The 18,436-nt window shown below is 61.9% G+C and carries 11 protein-coding genes; all 11 read left to right on the top strand.

The genetic code is table 11. From position 1 onward, the window contains the following. Positions 1-5 precede the first annotated feature (5 nt). Entirely contained in the window at positions 6-968 is a 963-nt protein-coding gene (locus LCU97_RS05250) for a D-2-hydroxyacid dehydrogenase family protein (RefSeq protein WP_053151046.1), read from the top strand. 613 nt (positions 969-1,581) lie between these two features. Then, a complete protein-coding gene (gene glgA / locus LCU97_RS05245; RefSeq protein ID WP_053151043.1) occupies positions 1,582-3,153 on the top strand; it encodes a glycogen synthase GlgA in 1,572 nt (523 codons plus the stop codon). An 8-nt stretch (positions 3,154-3,161) separates the two neighbouring features. Then, entirely contained in the window at positions 3,162-4,964 is a 1,803-nt protein-coding gene (gene treZ / locus LCU97_RS05240; RefSeq protein WP_053151040.1) for a malto-oligosyltrehalose trehalohydrolase, read from the top strand. Then, on the top strand, positions 4,961-7,039 hold the full coding sequence (malQ, locus tag LCU97_RS05235; RefSeq protein ID WP_232775755.1) for a 4-alpha-glucanotransferase: 2,079 nt from the start codon (positions 4,961-4,963) through the stop codon (positions 7,037-7,039). The genes treZ and malQ overlap by 4 nt, the downstream gene beginning before the upstream one ends. Next, the gene (locus LCU97_RS05230) at positions 7,036-9,831 is read left to right on the top strand and encodes a malto-oligosyltrehalose synthase (RefSeq protein ID WP_232775754.1); all 2,796 of its coding nucleotides are present in this window, start codon (positions 7,036-7,038) and stop codon (positions 9,829-9,831) included. Before malQ ends, LCU97_RS05230 begins: the two co-directional genes overlap by 4 nt. Further along, positions 9,831-10,178, top strand: a complete 348-nt coding sequence (locus LCU97_RS05225) for a DUF2934 domain-containing protein (protein ID WP_232775926.1) — start codon at positions 9,831-9,833, stop codon at positions 10,176-10,178. The genes LCU97_RS05230 and LCU97_RS05225 overlap by 1 nt, the downstream gene beginning before the upstream one ends. Positions 10,179-10,392: 214 nt before the next feature. Further along, positions 10,393-12,549, top strand: coding sequence for a glycogen debranching protein GlgX (gene glgX, locus LCU97_RS05220; protein ID WP_053151026.1), 2,157 nt, complete (start codon positions 10,393-10,395; stop codon positions 12,547-12,549). A 260-nt stretch (positions 12,550-12,809) separates the two neighbouring features. Then, entirely contained in the window at positions 12,810-13,574 is a 765-nt protein-coding gene (locus LCU97_RS05215) for a PIG-L deacetylase family protein (RefSeq protein WP_232775753.1), read from the top strand. 76 nt (positions 13,575-13,650) lie between these two features. Beyond that, on the top strand, positions 13,651-14,451 hold the full coding sequence (locus LCU97_RS05210; protein WP_053151020.1) for an endonuclease/exonuclease/phosphatase family protein: 801 nt from the start codon (positions 13,651-13,653) through the stop codon (positions 14,449-14,451). 179 nt (positions 14,452-14,630) lie between these two features. After that, on the top strand, positions 14,631-17,054 hold the full coding sequence (locus LCU97_RS05205; RefSeq protein ID WP_232775752.1) for an autotransporter family protein: 2,424 nt from the start codon (positions 14,631-14,633) through the stop codon (positions 17,052-17,054). 386 nt (positions 17,055-17,440) lie between these two features. Beyond that, on the top strand, positions 17,441-18,355 hold the full coding sequence (locus tag LCU97_RS05200) for an autotransporter domain-containing protein (RefSeq protein WP_232775751.1): 915 nt from the start codon (positions 17,441-17,443) through the stop codon (positions 18,353-18,355). Positions 18,356-18,436 lie beyond the last annotated feature (81 nt).

Raw genomic sequence — 18,436 nt, 5'->3', positions numbered from 1 at the left:
GTTCCATGGCGGTGCAGATAGCAGTCATCGACGATTGGCAAAACGTGGCGCGGGACGTCGTGGACTGGTCGGTGCTGCATGGCATCGGTCAGGTGACATTCCTGCATGACTTCCCCGCCGACCGCGATACCCTCGCCAAACGCCTCGAGCCTTTCGAAGTGATCTGCGTGATGCGCGAACGGACCTCATTCGACGAAGGCCTTCTGCGTCGCCTGCCCAGGCTCAAGCTGTTGCTCACCGGAGGCATGCGCAATGCCGCTCTGGATCTCAAGGCCGCTGCCGAGCTGGGCATCCAGATTTGCGGTACCGAAAGCTACAAGCACGCCGCCCCTGAACTGACCTGGGCGTTGATCATGGCCCTGAGCCGAAACCTGCTCCAGGAAGCCAACGCCCTGCGTGCAGGACTGTGGCAGCAAGGCTTGGGAGGCGACCTCCACGGCAAGACCCTGGCGATCCTGGGGTTGGGCAGCATCGGCAAGCGAGTGGCGCAGTTCGGCCAGGTGTTTGGCATGCGCGTGATTGCCTGGAGCCAGAACCTCACCGCCGAGCAGGCCGCCGAAGCGGGAGTGACCTATGTAGGTAAGCAGCAACTGTTCGAGCAGGCTGACATCCTCTCGATCCACCTGGTGCTTGGGGAGCGTTCCCGTGGGCTGGTCGATGCCCAGGCGCTGGGCTGGATGAAGCCCGAAGCGCTGCTGGTCAACACCGCCCGTGGTCCGATTGTCGACGAAGGCGCCCTGATCGACGCCCTGCAAAACAGACGCCTGGCCGGCGCCGCCCTGGACGTTTTCGCCGAGGAACCCCTACCCCCCGATCATCCGTTCCGCACGCTCGACAATGTACTGGCCACGCCGCACGTGGGTTACGTCAGCCGACAGAATTACCGGCAGTTCTATTCCCAGATGATCGAAGACCTGCAAGCCTGGGCGACCGGCAAGCCGATCCGCCTGTTGACGCCGACTACCTGATTACCTGTTGGGAGCGAAGGGAGCGAAGCGGCGAATCAGCCGCCCCAAAGTTGGCCGTACTGACGCATTCGCGAGTAAGCCCGCTCCCACAGGTCCGCTGTTGATCAACGTTTAGCAGGCTTCAAAAGCCATCAAAACGCCTCCCTTTTTCCCCTGCCCCCTAATGGTGCATCACGCCATTTCAGCGCGCACATCGATGAAACGCGATGTTCCCGCTACACCAAACACATGACAGAAACCTGCACTTCGTCGGTGCGTATTTCTCGTTGTCGTGTAAGACATTGCCGACAAAAGACGTGATTGTCCGACAATTCGACGAAGCGCACCGTACCGCTCTAGGTTCCGGCCTAGACTGCAAATCCGGGGAAAAACCGACCGGTCATCTCGACGAAAAAAAGTCGAAACTTTTCGCAACGGCGACAGGTCAGGTTAGAGGTAGGGCAATAGCGGCTGGTGCAGTCCTTGCAACAGCCCTCTCACCTGATTCGCTTCGCCGCATTGGGCAGCGCTTTGCTCTCCTTGCGTAGCGCTTGTGCGCCTGGCCGCAGGATTCGGCCAATGAAACAACAGCTCTGGCGCTAGCCGGAAACAGATCGAGAAACAGGAGAAATTTATGATCAGTGCTGCCTTGGAACCACAACACGTTCGCTCACAACTACCGCCGGCGAGTGAATCGCCGACGGCACCGGTGCTGTCCACCGGAGGCAAGGCACTGCTCCCCGTCGTTCGACAAAACCCCAACCGCAAGAAGATCCTGTTCGTGACCTCGGAAATCGCCGACCTGGTCAAGACTGGCGGCCTGGGCGACGTCTCGTCCGCCCTGCCCCGGGCCATGGCCGGCGTGCATGATGTCCGGGTGCTGATCCCCGGATACCCGCAGGTGATGAACAGTGGCAATCCGATCCACATTATCGGCGAACTGGGCGGCCATGCGGCGCTGCCGCCTTGCAAGATCGGACGCATGGACATGGCCGATGGCCTGGTGATCTATGTGCTGATCTGTCCCGAGCTGTATGCGCGCGATGGCTCGCCCTATGGCGCCAACAACGGCCGCGACTGGCCCGATAACCACATTCGTTTCGCTCGCCTGGGCCTCGCGGCGGCGGACATCGCGGCCAACCTCGCACAGATCCACTGGTGCCCCGATCTGGTCCACGCCCACGACTGGCCTGCCGGACTGGCACCGGCCTATATGCATTGGCGCGGCCAGCGCACCCCGACGTTGTTCACCATTCACAACCTGGCGTACCAGGGCGTAGTCAGCCTGGCGTCCTGCCCTGAACTGGGCATTCCTGAACATGCGCTGCAACAGGAAGGCATGGAGTTTTACGGCAAGTTGTCGTTCCTCAAGGCCGGCATGGCCTATTCCAGCCACATCACCACCGTCAGCGCCACCTATGCCCAGGAAATCACCACGCCTGCGTTCGGTTGCGGGCTCGACGGCTTCCTCGCGGCCAAGACGCAACAGGGCCTGCTCAGCGGCATTCCCAACGGCATCGATGAAAGCTGGGATTCGGCCACCGACACCCACCTGTACCGCCAGTTCGCCATCGGCGAATGGGAGGGCAAGGCGGCGAATGCTGCCCATGTACGCGAACTCTTCGGCCTGGACGACTCCAAGGGCCCACTGTTCGCCGTGGTGTCCCGCCTGGTGTATCAGAAAGGCCTGGACCTGACCGAAGCCGTGGCTGAGTTCATCGTCGAATCCGGAGGTCAGATCGCCATAATCGGTCGTGGTGAACCGGAGGAAGAACAAGCCATGCGCGAACTGGCCCTGCGCTTCCCGGGACGGATCGGCGTACGCATCGGCTTCAACGAAACCGACGCACGGCGCATGTTCGCGGGCAGCGATTTCCTGCTGATGCCGTCCCGCTACGAGCCCTGCGGCCTGAGCCAGATGTATGCCCAACGCTTCGGCTCGCTGCCGGTGGCACGCAATACCGGTGGGCTGGCCGACACCATCGAGGATGGCATCACCGGCTTCCTGTTCAATGAATCCACCGTGGACAGCTATAAACAGGCATTGAGCCGGGCCTTCAAGGTCTTCTCGTTCCCCGAGCTGCTCAATGCCATGCGGTGCCGGGCGATGTCGGCGCCTTTCAACTGGTGCAAGGCGGTCGAACCCTACGCCGAACTCTATGAACAACTGGTGGCGAAATCGCTGGGCAAATCGACCAGACAATGAGGTGATCGATGCCGTCAAGGACGCCTGAAACCTGGACTCACGGCGCGATCATGCTTGATACCGAGCACACTCGTTTCGCCCTGTGGGCCCCGGATGCGTTTTACGTCAGTGTCGAACTCGACACTGGAGAATCAATACCCCTGCTGCCCCAGGCCAACGGCTGGTTCATGATCCAGACCCGTTGCCCCGCCGGCACCCGTTATCGCTTCAACATCGACGGCGAACTGGAGGTGCCCGACCCCGCCTCCCGTGCCCAGGCCGGCGACATCGATCGCCAGAGCGTGGTGGTCGATCCCCACGCGTACCAGTGGCGGCACACCAATTGGTCCGGTCGTCCCTGGTACGAAGCGGTGATTTACGAACTGCATGTCGGCGCCCTCGGAGGGTTCGAAGGCGTCGAACAGCAACTGGCACGCCTGGCCGGGCTGGGCGTGACCGCCATCGAACTGATGCCGCTTGCGCAGTTTCCAGGCGACCGCAACTGGGGCTATGACGGTGTCCTGCCGTACGCGCCCCAGGCTTCCTATGGCACGCCGGAACAACTCAAGCACCTGATCGACAGCGCCCATGGACACGGACTCGCCGTCATCCTGGATGTGGTCTACAACCACTTCGGGCCCGATGGCAATTATCTGCACCGCTATGCCAAGGGTTTCTTCCGCGAAGACAAGCACACCCCCTGGGGTGCGGCCATTGATTTCAGGCGCCGCGAAGTGCGGGATTTCTTCATCGACAATGCGCTCATGTGGGTACTGGAATACCGTTTCGACGGCCTGCGCCTGGATGCCGTGCACGCCATCGAAGACCCGGACTTTCTTCAGGAGCTGGCCGCCAGGGTCCGCCAGCAGGTCGATCCGACGCGGCATGTCTGGCTGACCGTCGAGAACGAACACAACCAGGCCAGCCTGCTGGAACAAGGCTACGACGCCCAATGGAACGACGATGGCCATAACGCGTTGCATGTCTTGCTGACCGGCGAGACCGACGCCTATTACGCCGACTATGCCGAACAACCCACGGAGAAGCTGGCGCGCTGTCTCAGCCAGGGTTTCGTCTTCCAGGGGCATATCAACCGCCATGGGGAACCCCGGGGAGAACCCAGCGGCCATTTACCGGCCAATGCCTTCGTGCTGTTCCTGCAGAACCACGACCAGATCGGTAACCGGGCCCTGGGCGAGCGCCTGCATCAACTGGCGCATCCCCAGGCGTTGCAGGCGGCAACGGTCCTGTTGCTGCTGTCGCCGATGATCCCGTTGCTGTTTATGGGCGACGAAGTGAAAGCCGGACAGCCGTTCCTGTTCTTTACCAGCCATCACGGCGAGCTGGCGGAACTGGTACGCGAAGGTCGGCGCAACGAATTCAAGGCCTTCAGCGCCTTCGCCGATCCGCAAAAGCGCGAGCGGATTCCAGATCCCAACGCAGTCGAGACTTTCGAAGCCTCACGCCCTGACCTGGAGAGCCTTCAGCCGGAGCAACTGGCCAACGAGACCCTGTATCGCCAGTTGCTGAAAATCCGCCGTGAAGAAATCGTGCCGCGCCTGCCCGCCATCCAGGCCCTCGGAGCCGATGTGCTGGGCCAGGGCGCGATCAGCGCCCGCTGGCGAATGGAAGATGGCAGCGTGTTGCGCATCGACCTCAACCTCAGTGAGCAATCGGTCGAACATACCGCCGCGGAGGATGGACGCATTCTTTTCGAACATCCGCCGCAAGCCATGGGTCTGTTGCAAAAGGGCGTTCTTGCGCCCTATTGCGCGCTGGTCACCCTGACTCAAGCGGTTAAGTTACCTGACATCACTGGAGAGCGCCTATGAGCGATGCGCAACTGGAGATCCTCGCCGGGCGAGCGGGCCTGGCTGTGGACTGGATCGACGCCAACGGCCGGCCCCAGAAAGTTTCTCCCGCCGTCTTGCGTTCGGTCCTGACCGGCCTCGGCCATCCAGCCGGCAGTGCTCAGGAAATCGACGCCAGTCTGTTGCAATTGCAAGAAGACCAGCAAAACCATCGCCTGCCACCGCTGATTACCGCCGACGCCGGAGTCAGCGTAGACCTGAGCCGCTATTTCGAAGGATCGACTCCGTGCGAAATCCGACTCGAGGATGGCGCGATTCTGCACCTGAAACTCGACGCCGATGCCAGGCTACCGGGCATGGTCCCGGTGGGGTATCAGCACGTCAGCATCCAGGACCAGCACTTTACCCTCGCCGTGGCGCCGGCTCGTTGCTACAGCGTTGCCGATGCGGTGGACGACCCGACGCCCAGGGCCTGGGGCTTGAGTGCACAGTTGTATGCATTGCGTCGCCCTGGCGATGGCGGTTTCGGCGATACACAGGCACTGGAAGAACTGGCCCGCATGGCGGGCGAACGCGGCGCCGACGCCCTGGCGATCAGCCCGATCCATGCGATGTTCAGCAGCGACACCGGTCGCTACAGCCCGTACTCGCCCTCCAGTCGACTGTTTCTCAACAGCCTGTACGCCGCACCCGGCACGATCCTCGGCGAACGGGCGTTACGCACGGCCATCGATGCCACGGGCCTGACCAATCAACTGCGCCATCTGGAGGAACAGCCGCTGGTCGACTGGCCTGTGGCGGCCGAAGCCAAGCAGAAGGTCCTGCGCGCCCTGTATGACGGTTTCAACCAGGGGCAACATCCGCTGCACGAAGATTTCGGCAGCTTCCGCCACAGCGGTGGCGAAGCCCTGGAGAACCACTGTCGCTTCGAAGCCTTGCAAGCCGAACGCGCCGCCCGGGGCGAGAGCCTCGACTGGCGCCAATGGCCCGAGGAGTGGCGTAACCCACGCAGCCCGACGCTGGCGCGTTTCGCTGAAGAAAATGCCGATGAAATCGGCTTCCATGCTTTTTGCCAGTGGTTGATCGCCCGATGCCTGGAGCGCGCCCAGAGCGCTGCCAGATCCAGCGGTATGGGCATCGGCCTGATCGCCGACCTGGCCGTGGGGGCCGATGGCGCCGGCAGCCAGGCCTGGAGCCGGCAGGACGAATTGCTGGCGTCGCTGACCGTGGGAGCGCCACCGGACATCCTCAACCGTTCCGGCCAGGGCTGGGGAATCTCCGCATTTTCACCGGAAGGCCTGGTGCGCAACGGTTTTCGCGCCTTCATCGAAATGCTGCGAGCCAACTTCGCCCACGCCGGCGGCTTGCGCATCGATCACGTCATGGGTCTGCAACGCCTGTGGGTGATCCCCAACGGCGCACCGCCCACCGATGGTGCCTACCTTTATTACCCGTTGGACGATTTACTACGCCTGCTGGCCCTGGAATCCCACCGCCACCAGGCCATCGTACTGGGCGAGGACCTCGGCACCGTGCCCGACGGCCTGCGGGAAAAACTCAGCGCACGGTCGATCCTCGGCATGCGCGTGCTGTTGTTCGAACAGGACAACACCCGTTTCAAGCCTATCCTCGATTGGCCGGACAACGCGCTGGCGACCACCAGCACCCATGACCTGCCGACGCTGAACGGTTGGTGGCATGGCCACGACATCGACTGGAATGCCCGATTGGACCTGATCGACTCTCACACGGAAATGGATTGGCGCAGACACCGTGAGCGTGAACGCGAAGGCCTGCGCCAGGTATTGAATCAGGATCCGCAGAATTTCCGCGAGGAACATCGCGAAACCGACCAGGTGCTGGATGCCAGCGTTCGCTTCCTGGGCCACACCCGTGCGCCGCTGGTGCTGTTACCGCTCGAAGATGCCCTGGGCATCGAAGAGCAGGCCAACCTGCCGGGCACTATCGATACTCACCCCAATTGGCGCAGGCGCCTGCCTTGCGAGAGCCAGGCGCTCCTGGATGGCCCGGACGCCGCCCGGCGTCTGGAAATTCTCGCCTGCGCGAGGCTTCAGGCGAACGAGCGTGACCGATGAAACAGACGCCGATCCTACCGTTGCAGGCCACCTTGCGCCTGCAGTTCCACAAAGGTTTTACCCTGGACGACGCGATCCCCCAGGTGCCGTACTTCGCCTCGCTGGGCATCAGCCATGTCTATGCATCGCCGTTGCTCAAGGCGCGAGCCGGATCGATGCACGGCTATGACGTGGTCGATCCGACTCAGGTCAACCCCGAGCTGGGCGGTGAAGCGGCGCTCAAGCGTCTCGTCGCGAAGCTGCGCGAGCATCGGATGGGCCTGATCCTCGACATTGTCTCCAATCACATGGCCGTTGGCGGCAACGACAACCCCTGGTGGCTGGACTTGCTGGAATGGGGGCGCCTGAGTCCCTATGGTCAGTTCTTCGATATCCAGTGGCATTCCCCTGACCCGTTGATGGAAGGCCAGTTGCTGCTGCCGTTCCTGGGCAGCGACTACGGCGTGGCGTTGCAGGAAGGTACGCTGCAACTGCGCTTCGATCCGAGTCGCGGCAGCTTTTACGCTGAACATTACGAGCACCACTTTCCCATCTGCCCGATGCAGTATGGCGAACTGCTCAAGCCCGCGGAAAACCTGCCAGCCGAACAGGCCGAACCGCTCAAGACCCTCGCCGAGCGATTCACTACCCTGAACTACCAGACCGATGCCCATACCCTCGCCCGCCCACTGCAGGCCGAATTGAGCGAGCTGGCAACGCGCCCCGACATCCTGGCCGCTATCGAAGATAATTTGCAGGGCTATGACGCCACACAGCCCCAGGGCTTCGAAAAGCTGCATGAACTGCTCGAACGCCAAAGCTATCGACTGGCCAGTTGGCGCACAGCGGCGGATGACATCAACTGGCGGCGTTTTTTCGATGTCAATGAACTGGGTGGGCTGCGGGTCGAACGCCCCGCCGTGTTCGAAGCGACCCATGCGAAAATTTTCGAACTGATCGCCGAGGGCCTGGTGGATGGACTGCGTATCGATCACATCGATGGCCTGGCCGATCCTCGCGGCTACTGCCGCAAGCTGCGCAGGCGCGTCGATGCCTTGTCGCCCTCGCGACACTTGCCCATCTTTGTCGAGAAAATCCTTGGCGATGGCGAAACCCTGCGCCAGGACTGGAAGGTCGACGGCAGCACCGGCTATGAGTTCATGAACCAGGTTTCACTGTTGCAGCATGATCCGAGCGGTGCCGATGCCCTCGCCGAGTTCTGGAGCCGAAACAGCGAGCGGCCGGCGCACTTTATCGAAGAGGCCCGCCTGGCCCGCCAGCAGATTCTCAATGGCTCTCTGGCCAGTGATTTCGAAAGCGTCGCCCAAGCCCTGCTCCAGGTGGCCCGGGACGATGTCATGACCCGGGACCTGACCCTGGGCGCGATCAGGCGGGCCTTGCAAGAGCTGATCGTGCATTTCCCGGTATACCGCACCTACATCAGCGCCCTCGGTCGCAGCGCCGAAGATGATGTGTTTTTCCAGAAAGCGCTGGAGGGCGCCCGGCAAAACCTCAGCGAAGCCGACTGGCCCGTGCTCGACTGCCTGGCCACTTGGCTCGGCGGCATGGCGTGGCGACAGCGTCCACGTGGCAGCCAGCGCAAACGCCTGCGTCATGCCTGCGTACGTTTCCAGCAACTGACCTCACCCGCCGCCGCCAAAGCCGTGGAAGATACGGCCCTCTACCGCTCGGCGGTGCTGCTGTCGCGTAACGACGTGGGCTACAACACCGAGCGCTTCAACGCCCCGCCACAGGAGTTCCATGATGCCTGCCTGGCGCGACTCGAACATTTCCCCGGCAACCTGATCACCACTGCTACCCACGACCACAAGCGTGGCGAAGATACGCGGGCCCGGCTGGCGGTACTCAGCGAACGTGCCGACTGGTACACCTCGTGCGTGGAGCAATGGCGCATCCTTGCTCCGTCGCTGCACAGCGACCCTTCGGCGCCTTCGACCGGCGATGAACTGATCCTGTATCAGGCGCTGCTCGGCAGTTGGCCGCTGGACCTCGATCTCCAGGACCAGCAGGCGCTCGCCGGCTACAACGAGCGTTTATGGCAATGGCAGCGCAAGGCCCTGCGCGAAGCCAAGTTGCAGAGCAGTTGGGCGTCCGTCAATGACGCCTATGAGCAGGCGACCCAGATGTTCCTCGAACGGTTGCTGCTCGGTGATGAAGGGCTGCCGCTACGCAGCGCCATCGCCGATGCGGTGCAGGCCATCGCCCCGGCGGGCGCCCTCAACGGTTTGGCGCAAACCTTGCTGCGCATGACGGTACCCGGCGTACCCGATCTGTATCAGGGCAATGAATTCTGGGATTTCAGTCTGGTAGACCCGGACAACCGTCGGCCCGTGGACTTCGATGCACGCCGCAACGCGCTGCAGGCCGACAGTGCGCCAGCCACGCTCGTGCGCGACTGGCGCGATGGCCGGATCAAGCAGGCCCTGATCGCCAGGACATTGGCCTTGCGGGGGATGTACCCACAAGTGTTCCACCAGGGGCGCTACCAACCGCTGCAGGTACTCGGTGAGCATGCCGACCGGATCCTGGCCTTCATGCGCGAGTACGAGCAGCAGCGAGCGATCGTGGTGGTACCGGTCCATGCGGCCCGGCTGCTGGAAAACAGTGCCGAGCCACAGGTGGCTGCGTCGGTTTGGAGCGATACCCGCGTGTCGTTACCGTTCGCCGCCGAGGATGGAAAACTGAAGGGACTTTTTGCAAGCGCAGCAGTCACACCCCAAGGGGGGCTGATGGTCAGCGCCGCGCTGGGGGATTTCCCGGTCAACATCTTTATCCAATCAGGAGCATCGTGATGAGCACCGACGATAAACGCATCCGTGAGTTTGCCTATCAGATCTGGGAATCCGAGGGTAAACCCACAGGACAGGAAAAACGCCACTGGGAGATGGCCCGCAAGCTCGCCGAGGCCGAAGCATTGGCCCCAAGCAAGCCACCCAAAGCCGACAAGCCCGCGGCGACGAAAGCAGATGGCGCCAAATCTGCGGCGGCCAAGAGCGCTACCGCCAAGGCCGTTGTGAAAAGCACCGCGCCCAAGGCCAAGCCGGCAGCCAAACCCTCTGCAAGCGCAGCCGTGGTGCCCTCGGCAGCCAAGTCGGCAGAAAAAAAACCACGAGCGGCGCGCAAGCCTCCAGCGGTCTGATCATCGGTCTGTAGCCACGCATCTACGGGCGTTGTACGTCGCGCTTGTGGCGAGAGGAGCCGTCCCCGCCTGGTGCGCAGCAGTCGTCGCATGAAAGGACAGCTGTGCGCCTTCAGGGCGCCTCCCCTGCCAGGACCGGGCATCGGGATCCACATGAAATCATCGCATTCAGAGTCGACAGCCTTGTATCCGGCTGTCTTTTGCAGGAGCAAACATGACCCGTCCAAAAAAAAACACGCCGCCGCCCGTCATTGAGGCTTCGCGGATTCGTGAAGGGCTGCCTTTTCCCCTCGGCGCGACCTGGGACGGCCTGGGGGTCAACTTCGCGCTGTTTTCAGCCAATGCCACCAAGGTCGAACTGTGTATCTTCGATGACACCGGCGAGGTCGAGCTCGAGCGCATCGAGCTGCCTGAGTACACCGATGAGATCTACCACGGTTACCTGCCAGACGCTCATCCGGGATTGATCTATGGGTATCGGGTCTACGGTCCGTACGATCCTGAAAACGGCCATCGCTTCAACCCCAACAAGTTGCTGATCGATCCCTACGCCAAGCAACTGGTGGGCGAACTCAAGTGGTCCGAAGCCCTGTTCGGCTACACCATCGGCCACCCCGACGGCGACCTGAGCTTCGATGAACGCGACAGCGCCCCGTTCGTGCCCAAATGCAAGGTCATCGACCCGGCCCACACCTGGGGGCACGACCATCGCGTCAGCGTGCCGTGGGAAAAGACCATCCTGTACGAAACCCACGTGCGCGGCTTCAGCATGCGTCATCCCTCGGTACCCGAGCACCTGCGCGGCACATTCGCCGGGCTGATGGTGGACGATGTGATCGATCACATCCGCAAACTGGGTGTCTCGTCGGTGGAACTGTTGCCCATCCACGCATTCGTCAACGACCAACACCTGCTGCACAAAGGCATGACCAATTACTGGGGCTACAACAGCATCGCGTTCTTCGCCCCGGACCCGCGCTACCTGGCCAGCGGCAAGATCGCCGAGTTCAAGGAAATGGTCGCCCACCTGCATGAGGCCAACCTCGAGGTCATCCTCGACGTGGTCTACAACCACACCGCGGAAGGCAACGAGCAAGGCCCGACCCTGTCCATGCGAGGCATCGACAACGCCTCCTATTATCGGCTGATGCCCGACGACAAGCGCTATTACATTAACGACTCGGGCACCGGCAACACCCTGGACTTGAGCCATCCCTGCGTGTTGCAAATGGTCACCGACTCCCTGCGCTACTGGGCCACGGAAATGCACGTGGATGGCTTCCGTTTCGATCTTGCGACCATTCTGGGGCGCTATCACGACGGCTTCGACGAGCGTCACAGCTTCCTCGTCGCCTGCCGCCAGGACCCGGTGCTGCGCCAGGTGAAGCTGATCGCCGAGCCCTGGGACTGTGGCCCCGGCGGGTATCAGGTGGGCCGTTTTCCGCCGGGCTGGGTCGAGTGGAACGACAAGTTCCGCGACACGGTTCGAGCCTTCTGGAAAGGTGACGATGGCCAACTCGCCGATTTCGCCAGCCGCATGACGGCCTCGGGGGAGATGTTCAATCAGCGCGGGCGGCGCCCCTACGCTTCGGTGAACTTCGTCACCGCCCATGATGGGTTTACGCTGCACGACCTGGTGTCGTACAACGACAAGCACAACGAGGCCAACGACGAAAACAACCAGGACGGAAGCAACAATAACCTGTCCTGGAACCATGGCGTCGAAGGCCCGACGGATGATCCGCAGATCAATGCACTGCGCCATCGCCAGATGCGCAACTTCTTCGCGACCCTGCTGTTGGCCCAGGGCACGCCGATGATCGTCGCCGGTGACGAATTCGCCCGGACCCAGCATGGCAACAATAACGCCTATTGCCAGGACAGCGAGATCGGTTGGGTCAATTGGGACCTGAGCGAGGACGGCGCCGCGCTGTTGCAGTTCGTCAAGCGCCTGATCAAGCTGCGCCTGGCCTATCCGATCCTGCGGCGTGGACGCTTCCTGGTGGGTAATTACAACGAGGATATCGGCGTCAAGGACGTCACCTGGCTGGCACCGGATGGCAGTGAAATGACCGTCGAGCAGTGGCAGGACAGCCATGGTCGCTGCCTGGGCATGCTGATGGACGGCCGTGCCCAGGAAACCGGTATCCGACGCAAGGGCGGTGACGCGACGTTGCTTTTGGTGGTCAACGCACACCATGACATTGTCAACTTCCGTCTGCCGGAGGTGCCCGAAGGCAGCTTCTGGACCTGTATGGTGGACACTAACCAGCCAACCATCCGAGGCCAGGAGCGTTTCGACTTCGATACCGAGTACTCCGTGACAGGACGCTCGCTGCTGCTGTTCGAACTGCAACGGGAGGAGGAATAGCAGCGCTGACGATAAGAAAAGTTACAGAGGCCAAGCACACCGCAAGGACGCGGTGTTGTGGGCTCCTGCAGTCCAGGTCCGACGAAAAACTGCAGTTCAGATACACAAGTGACGCGACGAATCGACCGTCATGGTCAATACTTCATATGCGGTCGATTCCAGGATCGGAGTTCCGCGGATCGCAGCCTGGCCGTTAGCGGCATCATCGCGCAGTGAGTTCGATGCATGGCTGAAAGATTGAACATAACAAGGATGTCCTCATGAAACTTGCCTCTCGCTTGCAAGGCCGGCAACACCCGCAGATTTGGAACAGCGCGCCCCAACTGGCCGACATTCCCATCATCAGCACCCAGACACTGGTCCCCGCAGGTGCCCGCGCCGTCATCCTCGCACCCCATCCCGGCGATGAGATCGGAGCCTGCGGCGGATTGCTCCAGCTTCTGAGCAATCTGGACCAGCCCCTACTGCTGATTTCGGTCACCGACGGTGAGTTCAGCCATCCAGGATCCTCTTTGTGGACCGATGAACGTCTGCGCATCTACCGCCCCCATCCCCAGGAAAGCGTGGACGCCCTGCATCGTCTGGGCATCTCGGTCCAGGGCCTGCAGTGGGTACGCGGCGGCTTCACGGAAAAGACCCTTTGCGAACATGAGGCGCAGTTGACTGCCTTCATCGGTCATTACCTGAGGCCGGGCGACGTGGTGTTCAGCACCTGGCGCCAGGACGGCGACAGCGACCACGACACCGTTGGCCGCGCCGGGGCGCTGGCGGCTGAAAGCGTCGGGGCGACGTTCAACGAGCTGCCTGTATGGGCCTGGCACTGGCCCGTTCGCGAACAGGGCAGGATTCCCTGGCACCGGGCACGCAAGCTGCGACTGGACGTCTGGACCACCGCCCGCAAGCGCCACGCCATGCATGCCTACGCCAGCCAGCTCAACGGCGAACCGGCCACCGGTATTTCTCCGCTGGTACCCCGGGTCATTCTGGATCGCATGGGGTTGCCCTATGAAATTGTCTTTATCTGAAGCCATCACCTGAAAATCGGAACTGCCGCAGCCACCATCAGTCGCATGAACAGGCACCTCTGATTCAGGAGTGAACGTGACTCGAGATCCCGACTGGCGGGCTGTCGAATCGGTGCCGTTGGACACGCCCGTGGCGGTCCATCGGCTACGGGTTCTTACCGTCAATACCCACAAGGGTTTCACCGCCCTCAACCGTCGCTTCATCCTGCCTGAGCTGCGCGAAGCAGTGCGCAGCACTGGCGCAGACCTGGTGTTCCTGCAGGAGGTGCTTGGCGAGCATGACCGCCATGCGTCGCGCTATGACAACTGGCCCCAGACCTCCCAGTACGAGTTCCTCGCCGACAGCATGTGGAACGACTTCGCCTATGGCCGCAATGCGGTGTACCCCGATGGTCATCATGGCAATGCACTGCTGTCGAAATACCCGATCCGCCAATTCCGTAACCTGGACGTCTCCATCACCGGCCCGGAACGACGCGGGCTGCTGCATTGTGTGCTGGACGTGCCAGGCCATGCCGAGGTCCACGGAATCTGCGTGCACCTGAGCCTGCTGGAAAGCCACCGGCAACTTCAGCTCAAGCTCCTCTGTCAATTGCTTGAATCGTTGCCCGAGCATGCGCCGGTGATTATCGCGGGGGATTTCAATGACTGGCAGCTTCGCGGCAATACCGCCCTTGCCCGTCGTCAGTACCTGCATGAAGCCTTCGAGCACCACCATGGCCGTCCGGCCAGGACCTATCCGGCCCGTTTTCCCCTGCTGCGCCTGGACCGCATCTACTTGCGCAACGCTACCAGCCACGCCCCACAGATCCTGGGCAACAAGCCCTGGACGCATTTGAGCGATCACCTGCCGCTTTCAGTGGAAGTGCATCTGTAGTTTCGGACGTTATTCGGATTCATCGCGCTTGACCTGTAAGTTCTGACAGTAGCGGCGGCAATTGATCGTTGCTAGGGTGCCAGTCCATACAGCGCGCGTTGCCAGGCCATGAGTGCCAGCTGTTGTGCAGCCAATGCTGATACCGGCATTCCAGGAATGCCGATGCAGAGGGATAGCACATGAGCCTGCGCGATCATGGATTCAATCGGCTGTTCTACATCCTGGGGATCTCGACACCGTTCCTGTTCCCCGTTCCGAGTGCCCTGGCTGCCTGCACATTGGCGCCAACGGCAGGCGACGACACCTACGTCTGCGACAGTGGGACCAGCCCCGGCCTGACCGATCTTTCCGGCAACAACCGCCTGACGATGCCCGCCAGCGGCAGTGGCCTGATCCAGGGCGACGTGACCTTTGACGACGGCGAGGATCACATCGAAATCCACGCCAACGGTGTGATCGACGGCGACGTGAGCCAAGGCTCGGGAACCGACGACTTTCTCATGACAGGCGGTCGGATCCTGTCCCTGTCCCAGGGCGATGGCCTCGACACGTTCTCGATGACTGGCGGCACCATCGTCGATGCCTTCGAAGACGGCGACATTGCCCGCATGAGTGGCGGCACCATAGGCCGGGTCGACATGAAACTCGACGATAACCTTTTCGATATGTCGGGCGGCCAGATCATCGGCAATCTGGTGACCGGCTTCGGCCATGACACCATCATCCTCTCTGCGGGACGCATTGGCGGCAATGTCAGCGTCAGCGGTGGCAACGACAGCATCACCGTGAGCGGCGGCGAAATCATCGGCCAGGTTCGGGCCAGTGCCGGCGATGACCGGCTGGAGTGGAGTGGCGGGCTGATCCACTCGGCCATCCTGATGGGTGATGGCAGCGATACGGCGCTGCTGCGTCGGCTTGATGAAACAGGACTCGCGGTCACGCCCAATCTTGACGGCGGCCTGGGGCAGGATGCGCTGACGTTTGAGAACACGACCTCCGCCACTGGCGCGCGCTACCTCAATTGGGAAGATGTCAATCTCACCCAGGGCTCACGCCTGGACCTGGGGGACACCCTGGTATTGGGCGACAGCACCACGGGCCTGGGGACACTCAACATCGATGCCAGCAGTGTGCTGACTTCCACCGAGGGCAGTCTCGCGCCGTTTACCGCCGGCCAGCGGGTGACCCTCAACAACGCCGGGACGGTGGATCTCACCCAGGGCAATACCCGTACCGGCGATACGCTGACCGTCCAAGGCAACTATGTGGGCAATAACGGACAATTGCGCCTGCAGACAAGGGTCGGCGCGGACGACTCACCCAGCGACAAACTGGTGGTCAATGGCGGGACGCTCACTGGCAATACCGCTATCGCCGTTGTGAACCTCGAAGGCGCAGGCGCATTGACCACCCTGAACGGCATCGAACTGGTACAGGCCCAAGGCGGGGCAGTCAGCGACAGCGGTGCGTTTTCGCTGGCGAACTCGGTGTCGGCCGGTGCGTTTGACTACCGCCTGTTCAAGGGTGGCGTGACCGGCGAGGGAAATAGCTGGTATCTGCGCTCGACCGTGGTAGCAGGACCGGTGCCCGCACCCAGCCCCGGCCTGCCAGCCTTGCCCATACCCGCGCCTGGGGCCGCGCCGATTCCTTTGTATCGCCCAGAGGTCCCCACTTGGTCAGTCTTGCCGCCGGCGGCAGCGCAACTGACCCTGATGGCCCTGGGTACTTTCCATGACCGCCAGGGAGACCAGCGCCTGCTCACCGAGACCGGCGCGTTCGGCGCGGGTTGGGGACGTGTCTATGGCAAGGATCTGGATCAGACCTGGGCCGGTACGGTCACCCCTCGGTTCGATGGGTCGATCAAAGGCTTCCAGGTGGGCAACGACCTCTACAGCGCTCCGCTGTCCGGTGGACAGACCCATCGCATCGGCTTCTTCGTTGGCCATACCGAACTGAACGGTAACGTCGATGGCTTCAATCAAGGGTTCAAGGGGCGGCGTGCCGGCAAGATCGAACTCGACGGCGACAGCTATGGGCTTTACTGGACCCTCACCGCCCCCACCGGTGGCTACGTCGATGCAGTCGTGATGGGCACGCGCCTCAACGGCGATAACCGCTCCGAACGCGGCCTGAAGATCGACAATCGCGGACATGCGCTGGCCCTGTCGGCAGAGGCCGGCTATCCCTTCGCCGTAGCCGCCGACTGGGTGCTCGAACCCCAGGTCCAGCTCATTCACCAGAAGGTGTCCCTCGACAATCAGGATGACGGAATATCCAGGGTGGAGTTCGATTCGGACAGCGCCTGGACGGGCCGTCTCGGGGCTCGGCTCAAGGGTCGCTATCAAGTCAGCGGCCTGCCAGTGGAACCGTATCTGCGTGCCAACCTGTGGCATACGTTCTCTGGCTCCGACTCGGTCACATTCGACAACGCCGAACGGATCGAGACCCAGCAGCGCGCCTCCACCGGCGACCTGGGCGTGGGCGTCATCGTCGGCCTCGCGCCCTCGGTCAGCGTCTACGCCAGCGCAAACTACAGCAATAACTTCGATAGCAATCAGCAGCGCAGTATGGCGGGAAACCTCGGTCTGCGGGTCAGCTGGTGAGGAGAAGAATGCGTTCGCACGGTAATTTTTTGACGCCTGACTAATGTCTGTTATCACGATGTAAATCAGCTAGTTACAAAGCTTGATTTCATATTGCCACTCGTCGTTCAGTTTCTTGACGCGACGGCTTAGGTCTTCTTGACTACACCGTACTACCCCCGGAAACACAGTCAGGGGCAGGCCTCTGGAACCCGCTAGGCTCTGTACGAAATATCTTGAGACGAAGGTCAGGCTGTTTTCAACGCAGCATGAACGAGTAACAAGGCTTTTCGTACAGAGCCTAGGACGGGACGCCCGAGCCTTGCCTCACTCCATTCGGTCGCCCCTCATTCGGGGTAGGAGAGACGCCAGGCGAGAAATGCATGCAATTGCAAGGCAGACCCCCCATGAAAACCTCCCACCGCCCACAAGAGATCGCCACCACCTTCTACACCGTATCGACGTCGCTGCTGCTGTGTTCATCCATGGAAGTACTGGCCTGGCCTGACGAGCAATCAGCACCAACCTGGTATGACCGAACAAGCCCCGGCAGCCCGAATGCCGCGCTCATCAACACCGATCCCGCCTCCCACAAGAGCCCTCCGCTGTTCACTCTGCGTAACGACAGCGGCCATACCCAACGCATGGGACTGATCAGCGAACAGCACTCGATCATAGGCAATGCCACAGGTACATGGGTGACACCCGCCATGGCCAGACAGGGCAAAGACACCTTGCACCTGCAAGGGACGAACCTGGGTGCCTATTGGAGCCTGACCGGCCCCGCCGGCTGGCACGTCGACCTGAGCGCCAGCGGCGGCCGGGTCAGCGGTTACAGCCGCAACGAACAAGGCTTGCGACAGGCGGCCGAAGGCGACGCCGTCACGTTGTCGGTCGAAGGCGGCTTTCCCATCGGCATCGGCGAGAACTGGGTGGTCGAACCCCAGGCGCAACTGATCAATCGACGCATCACCCTCGACACCGTGCACGCCGCAGACAATAGCAGCAATGAGCTGAGCACCTGGAGCGGTCGCGTCGGCGCGCGCCTCAAGGGTCGTTATCAAGTCAACGGCCTGGGCGTGGAGCCCTACGTGCGGACCAACCTGTGGCATACCGTCCAGAGCGCAGACACCTTGACCCTGGATAAAGTCGACAAGATCAGCAGCAGCCGCAAATCCTCGACCGTCGAAGTCGGCCTCGGCCTGGTCGCCCGGGTCACCCCCGTGGTGAGCCTGTATGTCAGCGCCGACTACAGCAGCGACGTCGATGACAACGACCTCAATGGCGTCATCACCAGCCTGGGTGTGCGGATGCGTTGGTAAAACGACGTGCCGAGGGCCGGTGGGACGAACAGCGCCGCCAGCCCTCTGCGCCACAATTGCATCTTGCCCCCTTAAAAACTC

Source organism: Pseudomonas uvaldensis (assembly GCF_021271205.1).
Taxonomy (GTDB): Bacteria; Pseudomonadota; Gammaproteobacteria; order Pseudomonadales; family Pseudomonadaceae; genus Aquipseudomonas; species Aquipseudomonas uvaldensis.
Note: the sequence above shows the minus strand (reverse complement) of the source record. Positions and strands in the feature narration are given on the sequence as shown.